Genomic DNA, 13,920 nt, shown 5'->3' with positions numbered 1-13,920 from the left:
TTGTCTCTCTCTCATTACGCTGACAACAAGCAATGAATCAGCCGAGCTTGATGGTTTTATACAGGAAGTTCTTGAACTTGTAGAAAATCCGTCGCTGTTCGTCATCACCGGCCGGATCGCTGCAGGCCTTAAGCAGGGTCGCCACCTGGGGCATGCTGTTTGCGCCCTGGGTACGGGCCAGGTCCACAACCTTGGCCACCACGTCGCGGGAGATGCGTTTTTCAGAAAAAGGCTCGTGTACCGTCTGCCAGAAGTCGCCCTCGCCCTGAAGAATGGCCTCCAACAGTTCCCGGGCCACCTTGCCGGTGAGTTGTTCAGCGGTGGCGGTGCTGCCCGGCGGTGCCTGGGCGATCAGCACTCGCTCGATGTCCTGCTCGGTGATCACCGGGCCGTTGCGAAAGAACAGAGCCCGCACCAGGATCGAGCGCAATTCGCGGATATTTCCGGTAAAGTTGTGCCGGGTCAGCAGATCACGGGCGGCGCGGGACAAAATCGGAGTGTCGTCCTCCTCCTGCTCGTCGGCCGGCTTATAAACCTGATACAACTTGCCCAGAAAGTGGGTCGCCAGATCGGGAATATCCTCACGCCGATCGTTGAGGGAGGGCACTTCGATACTCAATTCGGAGAGTCGATGGTAGAGATCCTCGCGAAAGCGGCCTTCGCGAATCAGCTGGCCGAGGTCTTTGTTGGTGGCCGCTACCAGCAGCACCCGGGCGTATCGGGTCAGGTTCTCGCCGAGGCGCACGAAGCCGCCGTTGTCAAGAAATCGTAACAGCTGTACCTGGGTCTTGGGATCGGCATCGCCGATCTCGTCAAGGAACACCAGGCCGCCGTGAGCTTCTTCGAGAATACCCTTGCGGTCGGCGTGGGCGCCGGTAAAGGCGCCGCGCTTGTGGCCGAAGAGTTCCGAATAGGTCAACTCGCCGCTGTAGGCGGCAATGTTGGTCTTTTTAACCGGCAACTCACCTTTATCGCTGATCTTCTCACGATAAAAATCGTTGAGTCGGGAGTAGATGCTGTTAAACAAAAACTCTTTGCCGCTGCCGGTGGCCCCGGTGATGAGCAGCGACGGCAGCCCAAGGGTCGCCTCGCGTACGTCGCTGTTGAACCACATGGTGATGCGATTGAACAGCGGCGGGGTAACTTTCTGTATGAATTCAACCAGTTCGTCGGCTTTGGCCGAGTTACCGATGAGGTTGCCGAGTTTGTAGGAGGAGACCTTGGGATCCTTGTAGTCGACGTCACTACCGAGTCGATGAACCTCGCTGGTCAGCTGCTCGATATGCAGCATATCCGCCAGATGGCGGGCTATCATGCGACCGATGATTTGTAGAATACGTATGTGCTCATCGGTGAAGTAATAAGGGCGCAAGCTGTCGAGGCAGATCACCGCGATGACTTCTTCCTCACAGATGACCGGCACACCCAGCTCACTGCGAATGATGTCGGTAATCTCGTAATAGTAGCCGCCGGACCGCTTTTCTTCGACACTATCGACCACCAGATAGGGCCGACCACTGGCGGCTACAAAACCGGTCATGCTGCGAACATCAGGCGGCAGTTCGTTGCCGCCGATCCGCAGCAGGGGAATGTGCTTTTTCAGCCGTTGCTTGCTCTTGGCGCCGACCAGACTGCCGTCCGCTTCCTCAACTACCAACCAGCTTTCGCCTCCGGTTTTACGAACCAGGGCGATACTGCCCGCATCGGCCCCGATCAACTCGGTGGCTTTGGATAGTACACTGTTGAGGAAGGGCGATACGCCTTCGAACTTCTCCTGCAGCAGGTCGTTGATCTCGGCCAGCACCTGAATCTCCATGTGCTCGTCCCCGATCTCTTGAATGACCCGCTGAGCCATCTCCGCATGGGCTTCCAAAAGGCCCTTTTCAAATTCGGTAAAATGATCACTGCCTCGACTGTAGTAGTTGACCAGGCAGATAACCCGCCGGGTGCGGGGATCGTAGCGGGGTACCACGTAAAGGGAGCGCAGGCCAAGCTCCTCGGTCAGGTAACGTTTTTGCAAGAACTCCTCGGACAAAGTCGGCAGATACAGCGGCTCCAGCAAGGTTTCATCGACAATCACCCCGTTGCTGTTTATATAGCGGCTAAGCAACGACTTACCGGGGCCAAGGTCGATGAGCCTTTGGGTTTCATAGGCCTGCTTGTCTTCGCGCTGTTCAGCGTAGGAGGCCAGAATCTGCAGCATCTCCTCACCGTTGTCGCTTCCTGCCGGGCAGGGCACCAACACCGCCGCCAAAGCCAGCTTGTCGATGAGGCGCACCGCTGACTGCACCATACAGAAGGCGGCCTCCTTTTTCTTTGCCTCGTCGACCCAACGGGCCAGGACCATCTGTTGATGATAAAGACGCGCCTGATCGATAGCCGACATGATGCCGTCGATAAAACTGCGTAGGGGCCGGCACTGTTCAGGCTCGAGCAGCTGATTTTTTCGACGGCTGTCGATACACAGCACTCCTACCGCCCGACCATGATGGTGAAGGGGCAAATAGTAGCTGGCGCGGATGGAAAAACGCTCGGCTAACTGCTGCTCCAACTCAATGCCTGCCGTCTTTAAATCCGCAAGTTGCTGTTCTTCGTGGCTATGATAGACCTGTGAAACCACACAGTCGACGGTATTGATGGGGAAGCTCTGCTGACGTATCTCCTCGGCTTGTCGACCGGTGGCCAGGGCACAGATTAAACTGCCGCTGGTAAGATCTTCAAGGTAGAGTCGGCAACTGCTTCGACCGGTAATAAGATGCACCGCTTCGGCCAGAGCATGGAGGATATCATCGAGATTCTCCTTGCCGTACGCGTTGATTCGATTGGTGAGCAGGACAAGCTGGGCAGAGACAAAGGGGTCCATGGGATTCCTCTATGAGTAAAATAGTTACTCACAGAGTATAAGGCCAACCGGTCGACTCTGTCAAAATCTGGAGAAGGTAAAAATTGATGAACTAGAATGGCTAAGCAAAAATTTCGACCTACAAGGCTTGGTGGTTTTTCAGGTGTGAAGGCATACACCGAGTATGTCAAGATCCTGAAAAAACGCCGTAACGCAGTAAGACGGACTTTTTGCGACGCCATCAAAAAGTCCTTGCCCCTAAGGCCAAAGAACGGTAAAAACCCTAACGCGTCACAGATATTTAACGGCCGTATTCACTGCCGAAAAACTTTTACAACAGGAGTCATAGCATGGGCATCCTCGCCAATACCGTAAGCTGTTGCCAGTTTCAGGTAGCGGGCACCTTCCCCGAGGGGACCTCGCCACCTGGGTCGGAGAGCAGCTGGCAAAAAACGCCTTTCAGGATATCGAACATTCCAACGAAGAACTGTCCGTCGGCTGGGTGGAAGTCGACGACTTCGAAGCGAACGAATTCGACGTCGCCAACCGCTATGCCCGGGCTCTTATTTGACCTTTACCCTGCGCCGGGACCGGCGCCGCGTCCCGGCGGGGCTGCTCAAAGCTCATCTGGAACGCGCCGAAGCTGAATTTCTGGCGGCCAACCCCGGCTTAAACCGGGTACCGAAACCAAGGCGAGAAGAACTACGTGACGCGGTACGCGGCGCTCTGCTGGCCAAGACCCTGCCGACCCCGACGACCTTTGATGCTGTCTGGGACACCCGCCGCAACCTGCTGACCCTAGCGACGCTCAACGGCCAGGTCATCGAAGAGTTCGAAGCCCTGTTTAAAACCACTTTCGACGGCTTGCGCCTGGTGACCCTGCACCCCTACGCCCGTGCCCAACAGAGCATCGACGAAGCGCTGCAACCGGCCCTAACCAAAGCCAACCAGGCGACCAACGACACGGTGCTTGATCTGATCCAGGACAACCGCTGGCTCGGATGGGAATTCCTCTGCTGGCTGGTTGACCGGACTATGAACACCGACTCCAACTACAAGGTCAACGTAGACGGACCCGCCCAAGTTGGTGAAGGCTTCGTCGCTTACATCAATGATCGTCTGGTGCTGGAAGGCGAAGACGAGGAAGGCAAACAGAAGGTCACCGTGGCCGGTCCGCAAAACAAATTTGACGAGGTCCTGGCCGCCCTGGAAAATCGCAAAAGCATCTGCGAGGCAACCCTGTACCTGGAGAAGGAAGAGCTGCTCTGGAAACTGACTCTCAAGGGTGAACTCTTTCAATTCGGCTCATTCCGCTGCCCGTCAGTCAAGCTGGAAAAAGACGACATGGTCGACGAAGAACGGGAAAAGGAAGCCCTGTTTCTCGAGCGCATGTACCTGCTTGAATCCGGCCTGCAGCTCTTCGACAGCCTGTTTGCCACCTTTCTGCAACAGCATCTGACCAAGAACGGATGACTTGCGAAACCACGCTCTTGTTTGTCTACGGCACCCTGCGCCAGGGTGCCGACCATTCGGCCCATCAGCTGCTGAAAAGGGAGGCAAAGCTGATCGCCCGAGGGTACATGAGGGGGCGCCTCTACGAGATTGACGACTACCCCGGAGCGGTGTGGTCAGAGGCCGGCAACGATCAGGTGGTCGGCGAACTCTACCAACTACTGGAGGCGGATTCTCTACTGGAAACCCTGGATGACTATGAAGAGGCGGGGGAGAATTACCCGGAACCGCGGGAATACAAACGCTGCCGGGTTACGGTTGAACGGGAAGACAAAACGAAGGTGGTCGCCTGGTGTTATCTCTACAATCGACCGACCGCTGGGCTACGGTCGGTCGTTAGCGGCGACTGGTGCGAGTGAACTGATGGGAGGTTCTTGCGCCTGAAACTTTTAGAGGGTAAGGCAGAGATTTGCAGATGCGTTGTTGGTTCTAAAACCCAACAGCAACTACGATCACTGCTGGCAAGCGAAACGAACCGATCGTTTCAGCAACCAAATTTCGAAAGAGGGGCCGCTCAAAGAAATTGCTGCAGCCGTGAGCTGCTCAATGGATTTTAGCCTTCTCCGCACATCCGTAATAACATGCCCCACGCAGTGGCAGCCATTTTTTGCCTACTTTTTGTTGGCTTGGACAAAAAGTAGGGCGGCTGGCGGGCCGCGACCCGCCGGTTTTGATCCTCACAATTCAACCAAGCAATTGCGCTACCAACTTACTCCTCCAACTCCCGCTCAACAAGCGGCCTCCCCCGCTCCTGCCGCCAGCGATTAGTCTCCTGCAAACTAAAGCGGCACCCGCAATATTCCTGATGGTAAAACCCCTCGCGCCGGGAGATCTCGATCATACGCTGCGAACCGCCCCCTTGCGCCAATTGCAATCCCAATAGCTGACCCCAGGATACTTGGCTGCGGCCTGACGACCACAATCATTGACCTGAATCAGATCCTTCCAGCGGGAAATGCCGAGGGTGGTAGCAAAAACCGGAATACCATGATCGGCGGCATAGCGGGCTGTCGCATCCAGACGAAAAGTGAAACAGGCGGTACAGCGACGTCCCCGCTCCGGCTCGCCCTCCAGCCCCTCAACGCTCTTGAACCAAGGCACCAGCAGGTAGTCGGAATCGACAAAAGGGATGCCGAGTTTATCTGCGAAAAGCTGGTTTTCTTCCTTGCGCTTGAGGTATTCGCTATGGGGATGAATGTTGGGATTGCAGAAAAAGAGCGTCACCTCCAGCCCCGCCTTCAGCAGGGTCTCCATAATCCCCCCGGAACAGGGCGCGCAACAAGAATGGAGCAGTACTGACCTGGCACCATCCGGCGGCACCAGAAGGTTTCGATCGTCTTTCTTCCTATTTTTTTTGCTCATATTCTCTGATTCCTTCGCTTCCCGAGCCGGTGCCTTCAGACCAGGCACATAGCAGTATACGCCCTCTGAAAAAATCCAACAAGTTCTGCCCATTCACCGAACCGGATGAGCGAAGCCCCCTCAGACAAGGCTAAGCAAAAAGCCCCCGGCGACTAGCCGGGGGCTTTTGTGTTGCTTACTATCTATTCAGCCAGCAGGGACGCTTACATCATGCCGCCCATGCCGCCCATGCCACCCATGCCGCCGGGCATACCGCCAGGCATGCCGCCCATGGCATCATCAGCCTTGGGCAGTTCTGCAACGCAAGCTTCGGTGGTCAGCATCAGGCCGGCCACGGAAGAAGCATTTTGCAGGGCGCTGCGAACCACTTTGGTCGGGTCGATGATACCGGCCTCGATCATGTCGCAGTACTCGTCGATGGCAGCGTTGAAGCCGTAGGAGCCCTTTTCGCCAGCCACCTGGTTGACGACGATGGAACCTTCCATGCCAGCATTGGCGGAAATCTGACGCAGGGGCTCTTCGAGAGCGCGGCGTACGATATTCAGGCCGAACTTCTGCTCGCCCACCAGCTCCAGACCTTCCAGAGCGGCGATGCAGCGGATCAGAGCTACGCCGCCACCGGGGACGATGCCTTCTTCAACGGCAGCGCGGGTAGCGTGCAGGGCGTCTTCGACGCGGGCCTTCTTCTCTTTCATTTCGGTTTCGGTAGCAGCGCCGACCTTGACCACGGCGACACCGCCGACCAGCTTGGCAAGACGCTCCTGGAGCTTTTCCTTGTCGTAGTCGCTGGTACTCTCTTCGATCTGGGCACGGATTTGAGCTACGCGAGCGTTGATATCGGACTCGGCGCCGGCACCGTCGATGATGGTGGTGTTTTCCTTGTCGATGACGATACGCTTGGCGTGGCCGAGCTGATCGATGGTGGCCGCTTCGAGCTTCAGGCCTACTTCTTCAGCGATCACGGTACCACCGGTCAGGATAGCGATGTCTTCGAGCATGGCCTTACGGCGGTCGCCGAAACCAGGAGCCTTTACGGCAGAAACGTTGAGGGTACCACGCAGTTTGTTGACAACCAGGGTAGCCAGCGCTTCGCCTTCGATGTCTTCAGCGATGATGAGCAGCGGACGGCCCTGCTTGGCCACGGCTTCAAGAACACCGACCATGTCGCGCATGTTGCTGATCTTCTTGTCGTGGATCAGGATCAGAGCGTCCTCCATAACCGCTTCCATACGCTCAGGATCGGTCACGAAGTAAGGAGACAGGTAGCCGCGATCGAACTGCATGCCTTCCACAGTTTCCAAAGAGGTCTCCATGGCCTTGGCTTCCTCAACGGTGATAACGCCTTCCTTGCCGACCTTCTCCATGGCCTCGGCGATGATGTTGCCGATGGTGGCATCGCTATTGGCGGAGATGGTGCCAACCTGAGCGATTTCCTTGTGGTCCTTGATGGGCTTGGACAGCTCCTGCAGGTGGGCGACAGCGGCCTCAACAGCCTTGTCGATGCCCCGCTTGATTTCCATGGGGTTGTGACCGGCGGTAACCAGCTTGACGCCTTCGCAGTAGATGCCCTGGGCCAGCACGGTAGCGGTGGTGGTACCGTCACCGGCGACGTCGGAAGTCTTGGAAGCGACTTCCTTGACCAGCTGGGCGCCCATGTTTTCAAACTTGCCTTCCAGCTCGATTTCCTTGGCAACGGAAACGCCGTCCTTGGTGATCAGGGGAGCGCCGAAAGACTTGTCGATAACGACGTTGCGCCCTTTGGGGCCGAGGGTCACCTTGACCGCGTTGGCCAGCTGGTTGACACCGTCGAGAATAAGGCTACGGGCTTCTTGCCCGAATTTGATTTCTTTAGCGGACATATCTTTAAATCTCCTTTTGAATTCTTAGGGATTAAATCGTATAGCTTTATTCGAGCACGCCGAGGATATCTTCTTCGCGCATGATCTGGTATTCGATACCGTCGATCTTGACTTCGCTGCCGGCATACTTGCCGAACAGGATCCGATCGCCAACCTTCACATCCATGGGCAGAACGGTGCCGTCTTCAGTCACCTTGCCCTTGCCAACGGCCTTGATAATGCCCTGCTGGGGCTTTTCCTTGGCGGAATCGGGAATAATGATGCCTCCGGCGGTAGTAGTTTCCTCTTCTACCCTTTCGACGATGATGCGATCACGCAACGGTCTGATGTTCATGTCAAACTCCTTTCACTGATTCAATGATGTCACTAAAAGTTGCAGCGGGACTGCCCGCGCACGTTTACGAGCCAAAATAAAAAAGCTCAGTTACCAACCAAGCCTCTTCCTCTAACGCACGTTAGCACTCAAATGGCGGGAGTGCTAACAGCAGAGCTAAATATAAGCAGCAGGCTTTTATTGTCAAGGCTTTTCTCCGGATTTTTTTACCGCCGCCTCAACTTTAAAAGACATGGGGATTATCTTGACAGCCCGCAAAGGGATATGATACTTACCCGAATAACAAACACAATTTGACGGTCTTCTGCAACTGGCGCTAAGGTGGGTTTACCACCGGGGAGCAGACCTACAGACCACGACAGCCGTACGCCTGGGCACCTATAGTAGAAATATATAGGGACCAGGCGTTTTTTATTTGGCCATTTTAGATTTTAACCAAATTATTGAATATAAAGGAGCCCCTAACATGAGCAAAAAACTCTACATTCCGGGACCGGTTCAAATCAGCCCGGACGTCATGGAAGCCATGACCGCACCGATGATCGGCCACCGCATGAAAGAATACGCGGAACTGCACGCCGAAGTTACCACCGGCCTCAAGCAACTGTTAAACGCCCCCGGCCCGGTGTTCCTCTCGACCTCCAGCGCCTTTGGCGTAATGGAAGGTGCAGTACGCAACCTGGTACAGAAGCGCTGCGCATGCTTTGCCAACGGCGCCTTCAGCAACAAGTGGCACAATGTTACCGAACGCTGTGGCCTGCAGGCCGATCTGTTTACCGCCGACTGGGGCCAGCCGATCACTGCGGCAATGGTTGACGAGGCTCTAGCGACTGGTAAATACGATGCCATGACCATGGTGCACAACGAGACCAGCACCGGCGTCATGTCGCCCCTCGAAGAGATCGCCGAGGTGATGCGCAAATATCCCGAGGTCTCCTTCATCGTTGACAGTGTCTCCTCCATGACCGCGGTGCCCATCGATGTTACCGCTCTGGGTATCGACGTCTGCCTGGCCGGCGTACAGAAGGCTTTCGGCCTGCCCCCGGGTCTGGCGGTCTTCGCCGTCAGCCCCAAAGCTCTCGACAAGGCCCGCACCACCCCCAACCGCGGTTACTACTTTGACTTCATCGAGTTCGAAAAGAACGACCTGAAGAACAACACCCCAAGCACCCCCTGCATCAGCCTGATCTTCGCCTTGCGCCATCAGCTGCAGAAGATGTTCGCCGAGGGGCTGGACAACCGCTATGCCCGCCATCGCCGCATGGCCCAGGCCACCCGCGACTGGGTTATCGCTCAAGGCTTTGGCCTCTTTGCCGCCGACTCCTGCGCCTCTATGACCCTGACCGCCGGCACCAACGACGGCCGCACCGATCTTGAGCAGCTGAAAAAGCTGGCCGGAGAGCGAGGCTACGCCATCGATAACGGCTACGGCAAGATCAAGAACCAGACTTTCCGCATTCCCCATATGGCCGATGCCACTATGGCCAGCATGGAAGAGTTTTTCAGTGTGCTGGAAGAGCTGTTGCCTCAGGTCCGCACAGCCTGAGCCTCAAGCGCCAGCCTTTTACCACCCAAGCAAGACCAAAAAAGCTCCCGTCAGGGAGCTTTTTTGGTTTAGGCCACGCCATGGTCGTTGAGGGCCAGCAAATAGCAAGCGTTACCAACCCCTTTATCGCCTCCCAAAAGCTATAGATTGAATGAATAGAATCAAGAGAAGCCGGTAAAAAAAGGCCGGTCCCTATTCGAGCTTATCCCTTATGTACTTTAATGACGCTCCCGGAAAAACCCTTTGTCAAAACATTCTGTTTCTTGACTTTTAACATTACACCAAAAAATTCTGATATATTGTCGGAAGGAGAATATATCTCAACAAGGGTTTATAAATTGTGAAGAACTTGGATACCAAAAGCGATATCAACATTTGCATCGATGATTTCATGGGATTCTGTCGAGAACTAGGCATTAAACCTACCCATCAGCGAACCGAGATATATCGAGAACTGATGTCGACAGAAAATCACCCTAACGCGGAAACCATTTACGGGAATGTCAGAAAACGAATTCCTGCCATCTCCCTGGATACGGTTTACCGAACCCTGCGCCTTTTTGAACAGAAAGGTATAATTTCACGGGTCAGTGCCGCCGGCGAGAGTATGCGATTTGACGGGAACACCAAACATCATCATCACTTTATCTGCGTAGAGTGTGGCAAAGTACGGGATTTTTACAGCGACAACTTCAATAACTTGGTCGCCCCGGCAGAGGTGACAGAACTTGGGAATATAGGCTCTGTCCATGTGGAGGTTCGAGGGATCTGTAACGATTGCCAGAACAAAAATCGCCACAATCCGAAAAAGTAACCTTGACTTTTTCTAAAATTCCGCAAATAGTAATAATTACTATTTGCTTTTTCTTAGTGCCGAATCTGGAAAAAGCAAAAGCCGATGTGAAATCGCTAAGAATGTCCATTGAAATGGTCTTGAATTTATATACAGTTTATTCGTGGCTTCCGATTAAGCTGCCAGACTGTAGATAATTTGACGGATTAAAGGGCAAACAGCGCCAGTCACGTAAATGAAATGGCAGCCGTGCAAACCCAAAAACGAAAGGGAACCGAAGATGAGCGAAGAAAGCAAATGCCCGGTAACGGGAAAAACCGCCATACCCACTGCTGGCGGCGGCACATCGAACCGGGACTGGTGGCCAAACCAGCTGGACCTGAATATCCTGCACCAGCAGTCTTCCCTATCCAATCCAATGGGCGAAAATTTCAACTACGCCGAGGAATTCAAGACACTTGACCTGCAGGCAGTAAAGGATGACCTCTACGCGCTGATGACCGACTCCCAGGACTGGTGGCCGGCCGACTACGGTCACTACGGGGGGCTTTTTATCCGTATGGCCTGGCACAGCGCAGGCACCTACCGCATGGGTGACGGCCGTGGGGGTGGTGGGACCGGCAACCAGCGCTTTGCCCCCCTTAACAGCTGGCCCGACAACGTGAACCTCGACAAGGCGCGGCGGCTACTCTGGCCGATCAAGCAAAAATACGGCAAAAAAATATCCTGGGCCGACCTGATGATCCTGACCGGCAACTGTGCCCTGGAGTCGATGGGATTCAAGACCTTCGGTTTCGCCGGCGGTCGCGCGGACATCTGGGAGCCGGAACAGGATATCTACTGGGGCGCCGAAGAAGAATGGCTAGCTACCAGCGACAAGCCTAAAAGCCGTTACAGTGGCGACCGGGATCTCGAAAACCCCCTCGCCGCGGTACAGATGGGCCTGATCTATGTCAACCCGGAAGGCCCGGACGGCAATCCGGATCCGGTGGCCTCGGGCCGAGACGTCCGTGAAACCTTCGCCCGCATGGCTATGAACGACGAAGAGACCGTTGCTCTGGTGGCCGGCGGCCACACCTTCGGCAAGTGTCATGGCGCAGGCGATGCGGCTCAAGTCGGTGCGGAACCGGAGGCCGCCCCTATTGAGGAACAGGGCCTCGGCTGGAAGAGCAGCTTTGGCAGCGGCAAAGGCGGAGATACCATCAGTAGCGGCATCGAGGGGGCCTGGAAACCGAACCCCACCCAGTGGGACATGGGCTATTTGAAGGTGCTGTTCAAATACGAGTGGGAATTGGTCAAGAGTCCCGCCGGCGCCAATCAGTGGCTGGCCATTGACGTGGACGAAGAGGATATGATCGTTGACGCCCACGACCCATCCAAGAAACTCCGGCCGATGATGACTACCGCCGATCTCTCGTTGCGCTTCGACCCCATCTACGAGCCGATTTCGCGACGCTACCTGGAGAATCCGGAGGAATTCGCCGACGCCTTCGCCCGTGCCTGGTTCAAGCTGACCCACCGCGACATGGGACCCCGCTCGCGCTATCTCGGCCCCGAAGTCCCGGCGGAGGAACTTATCTGGCAAGATCCCGTGCCCGCCGTCGACCATGCGCTGATCGACGCCCAGGACATCGCCGCTCTCAAAGGCAAGGTCCTCGCCTCGGGTCTGTCGATTCCGCAACTGGTCTCCACCGCCTGGGCTTCGGCGTCCACCTTCCGCGGTTCCGACAAGCGCGGCGGTGCCAACGGCGCGCGTATTCGCCTGGCACCGCAGAAGGATTGGCAAGTCAACCAGCCGACCCAACTGAAGAGCGTGCTGCAGACCCTGGAAAGCATCCAGCAGGAGTTCAACAGCACTCAGTCCGGCGGCAAGAAGGTCTCTCTCGCCGATCTGATCGTGCTGGGCGGCTGCGCAGCTGTCGAACAGGCAGCCAAGAACGCCGGGGCCAACGTGACTGTTCCCTTCACGCCGGGGCGCACGGATGCGTCGCAAGAACAAACCGATGCGGCTTCTTTCGCCGTACTCGAACCAGCCGCGGACGGGTTCCGCAACTACCAGAAAGCCAAATACGCCGTAAAGGTAGAGAAACTGCTGATCGATCGCGCCCAGCTGCTGACCCTGACCGCTCCGGAGATGACCGCCCTGGTGGGGGGCATGCGTGTTCTGAACGCCAACTACGACCAGGCCCAGCACGGCGTCTTCACCAAGCGACCGGAGGCCCTCACCAACGATTTCTTCATCAACCTGCTCGACATGGGCACAACCTGGAAGCCGACAGCAAAAGATGAGGACCTGTTCGAAGGTCGCGACCGCGCCACCGGCGAATTGAAGTGGACTGGCACCCGTATCGACCTGGTGTTCGGTTCTAATTCCCAGCTCCGGGCCCTGGCGGAAGTCTACGCTTGCGAAGATTCCCAGGAAAAGTTCGTGAAAGATTTTGTCGCCGCCTGGGACAAGGTCATGAATCTTGATCGCTTTGATCTCGAGTAATTATTTTTGAAACCTCTGAAACGCAGTAAAGACAAAGGGCCAGCTCTTAAGCTGGCCCTTTGTCTTTACGACTCCCCTTAGAAGATGCGCTACCGTTATAGTTATTAAATAAAACGGAGAAGCTTTTCGACCGTTTTGCGTGGCGGAGCTTCCGGAGATTCATCCGGATACCCGTAAACAATCAAAGCGGCGACGGTCTCCTCTTTCGGCAGGTCAACGATGTCGGCAATGGCCTTATCGTCAATAACACCAAAGATGCAGGTCCCGACCCCCTTGGCATGGGCCGCCAGGCAGAAAGTCTGGCAGGCGATACCGGCATCGAAAGATTCCCAGAGATGTGCATTGGAACTGTCGAAATCCCCGTACTTATCCAGCCGACCGCTTTTCCCTTTCACGAAGCTTAAGACCGCAACGCCGTGGGCCGTCTTCAGGGTGTTGATGTTGTAGGCAAAACCTTGAACCCCTTCGGTTGTCAGCTTGGCAATGGTCGCCTCGTCGTCGACCAGGGTATATCGGGCAATCTGGAAATTGGCCCAGGAAGGCGCCCATCGAGCGATGTCGATGACCTCCTCCATGGTCTTCCGGTCGACTTTTTCATTCTTGTATTTTCGAATGCTCCGGCGCTCCTTGATCATCGTAATTGCTTCCATTGGTCCGATCCTTTTCTGAAAGTCTGTTATAGGCTCTGTCCGACAACTGATTTCAGGACTCCCTGCCTGTTATTTTTGCATCGCCTTTCTCCATGCCCCTCGTTGGTCTTCAAGACCGTTACGCCTTTGCCAACAGCTATCTACAACACTTTACCATTGGCATCAGACTCGACAAGCCGTTCAAGAAAGGGATTTTGGGCGACAGCGTTCTTAACTAGACCTGGAAACGCTTATTTGACTGTAAAAGACAAATATACCAGGGGACTGGTGCAGGTAATTGATGGTTTTCGGGTGCCTGTCGCTGCCACGACAAAGCGAGAAAATCAGCTTAGAACTTGGGAACCTGAGCCCCGCAGGACTGGCCGGCATAAACATCAACCAACCCTGTAAGGTACAAGCAGACTACTTTTTAACTACCACCAGTTCGTAATCGCCGTAGCTAAGAGCAGAAATCTCAATCTCGAAAAGAGCATCGATAGCAATTATTTCCACCTCCGCAGTTGCTCCTTTCCGGAGTACACGGACCCCCTC

The 13,920-nt window shown here is 55.4% G+C and carries 10 protein-coding genes, 1 pseudogene and 1 riboswitch; of the genes and pseudogenes, 6 read left to right on the top strand and 5 right to left on the bottom strand.

Features of this window, described 5'->3' with window-relative positions:
• Positions 1–37: 37 nt before the first annotated feature.
• Positions 38–2,863: a GPMC system transcriptional regulator gene (locus A7E78_RS12150; RefSeq protein ID WP_072284528.1), complete on the bottom strand. Its 2,826-nt coding sequence runs from the start codon at positions 2,861–2,863 to the stop codon at positions 38–40.
• A gap of 358 nt (positions 2,864–3,221) precedes the next feature.
• Between A7E78_RS12150 and A7E78_RS15465 the strand changes: the two genes are divergently transcribed.
• The 3 genes from A7E78_RS15465 to A7E78_RS12135 are packed head-to-tail and all read left to right on the top strand — an operon-like array spanning position 3,222 to position 4,713.
• On the top strand, positions 3,222–3,413 hold the full coding sequence (locus A7E78_RS15465; RefSeq protein ID WP_072284527.1) for a hypothetical protein: 192 nt from the start codon (positions 3,222–3,224) through the stop codon (positions 3,411–3,413).
• On the top strand, positions 3,410–4,315 hold the full coding sequence (locus tag A7E78_RS12140) for a recombination-associated protein RdgC (RefSeq protein WP_072284526.1): 906 nt from the start codon (positions 3,410–3,412) through the stop codon (positions 4,313–4,315). Before A7E78_RS15465 ends, A7E78_RS12140 begins: the two co-directional genes overlap by 4 nt.
• The gene (locus A7E78_RS12135; RefSeq protein WP_072284525.1) at positions 4,312–4,713 is read left to right on the top strand and encodes a gamma-glutamylcyclotransferase family protein; all 402 of its coding nucleotides are present in this window, start codon (positions 4,312–4,314) and stop codon (positions 4,711–4,713) included. The genes A7E78_RS12140 and A7E78_RS12135 overlap by 4 nt, the downstream gene beginning before the upstream one ends.
• A 350-nt stretch (positions 4,714–5,063) precedes the next feature.
• On the opposite strand, the pseudogene A7E78_RS12130 reads toward A7E78_RS12135, so the two are convergent.
• The 3 genes and pseudogenes from A7E78_RS12130 to groES all read right to left on the bottom strand — a co-directional run bounded on the left by A7E78_RS12130 (position 5,064) and on the right by groES (position 7,909).
• Positions 5,064–5,716, bottom strand: a pseudogene (locus tag A7E78_RS12130) (epoxyqueuosine reductase QueH).
• A 203-nt stretch (positions 5,717–5,919) separates the two neighbouring features.
• Positions 5,920–7,575 (bottom strand): chaperonin GroEL, encoded by a 1,656-nt coding sequence (gene groL, locus A7E78_RS12125; RefSeq protein ID WP_072284524.1) that lies wholly within the window; start codon positions 7,573–7,575, stop codon positions 5,920–5,922.
• A 46-nt stretch (positions 7,576–7,621) separates the two neighbouring features.
• On the bottom strand, positions 7,622–7,909 hold the full coding sequence (gene groES, locus A7E78_RS12120; RefSeq protein ID WP_072284523.1) for a co-chaperone GroES: 288 nt from the start codon (positions 7,907–7,909) through the stop codon (positions 7,622–7,624).
• A 296-nt stretch (positions 7,910–8,205) separates the two neighbouring features.
• Positions 8,206–8,292, top strand: a riboswitch (ZMP/ZTP riboswitch).
• Between the two features lie 83 nt (positions 8,293–8,375).
• Between groES and A7E78_RS12115 the strand changes: the two genes are divergently transcribed.
• From A7E78_RS12115 to katG, 3 genes are all read left to right on the top strand, one after another.
• The gene (locus A7E78_RS12115) at positions 8,376–9,455 is read left to right on the top strand and encodes a pyridoxal-phosphate-dependent aminotransferase family protein (RefSeq protein WP_072284522.1); all 1,080 of its coding nucleotides are present in this window, start codon (positions 8,376–8,378) and stop codon (positions 9,453–9,455) included.
• A gap of 391 nt (positions 9,456–9,846) precedes the next feature.
• Positions 9,847–10,269, top strand: a complete 423-nt coding sequence (locus tag A7E78_RS12110; protein ID WP_072285154.1) for a Fur family transcriptional regulator — start codon at positions 9,847–9,849, stop codon at positions 10,267–10,269.
• A 259-nt stretch (positions 10,270–10,528) separates the two neighbouring features.
• Complete coding sequence (gene katG / locus A7E78_RS12105) at positions 10,529–12,739, top strand: catalase/peroxidase HPI (protein ID WP_072284521.1); 2,211 nt, start codon at positions 10,529–10,531, stop codon at positions 12,737–12,739.
• Positions 12,740–12,843: 104 nt separating this feature from the next.
• Here katG and A7E78_RS12100 read toward each other — a convergent pair whose 3' ends face one another.
• The gene (locus A7E78_RS12100; RefSeq protein WP_072284520.1) at positions 12,844–13,389 is read right to left on the bottom strand and encodes a nitroreductase family protein; all 546 of its coding nucleotides are present in this window, start codon (positions 13,387–13,389) and stop codon (positions 12,844–12,846) included.
• Between the last annotated feature and the right edge of the window lie 531 nt (positions 13,390–13,920).

This window comes from Syntrophotalea acetylenivorans, from assembly GCF_001887775.1.
Classification (GTDB): Bacteria; Desulfobacterota; Desulfuromonadia; order Desulfuromonadales; family Syntrophotaleaceae; genus Syntrophotalea_A; species Syntrophotalea_A acetylenivorans.
Note: the sequence above shows the minus strand (reverse complement) of the source record. Positions and strands in the feature narration are given on the sequence as shown.

What these genes read in the sequence shown, in the direction of transcription:
- A7E78_RS12150 (WP_072284528.1), bottom strand. Translation starts at nt 2,863, where the DNA reads ATGGACCCCTTTGTCTCTGCCCAGCTTGTCCTGCTCACCAATCGAATC.
- A7E78_RS12135 (WP_072284525.1), top strand. Translation starts at nt 4,312, where the DNA reads ATGACTTGCGAAACCACGCTCTTGTTTGTCTACGGCACCCTGCGCCAG.
- groL (WP_072284524.1), bottom strand. Translation starts at nt 7,575, where the DNA reads ATGTCCGCTAAAGAAATCAAATTCGGGCAAGAAGCCCGTAGCCTTATT.
- groES (WP_072284523.1), bottom strand. Translation starts at nt 7,909, where the DNA reads ATGAACATCAGACCGTTGCGTGATCGCATCATCGTCGAAAGGGTAGAA.
- A7E78_RS12115 (WP_072284522.1), top strand. Translation starts at nt 8,376, where the DNA reads ATGAGCAAAAAACTCTACATTCCGGGACCGGTTCAAATCAGCCCGGAC.
- A7E78_RS12110 (WP_072285154.1), top strand. Translation starts at nt 9,847, where the DNA reads ATGGGATTCTGTCGAGAACTAGGCATTAAACCTACCCATCAGCGAACC.
- katG (WP_072284521.1), top strand. Translation starts at nt 10,529, where the DNA reads ATGAGCGAAGAAAGCAAATGCCCGGTAACGGGAAAAACCGCCATACCC.
- A7E78_RS12100 (WP_072284520.1), bottom strand. Translation starts at nt 13,389, where the DNA reads ATGGAAGCAATTACGATGATCAAGGAGCGCCGGAGCATTCGAAAATAC.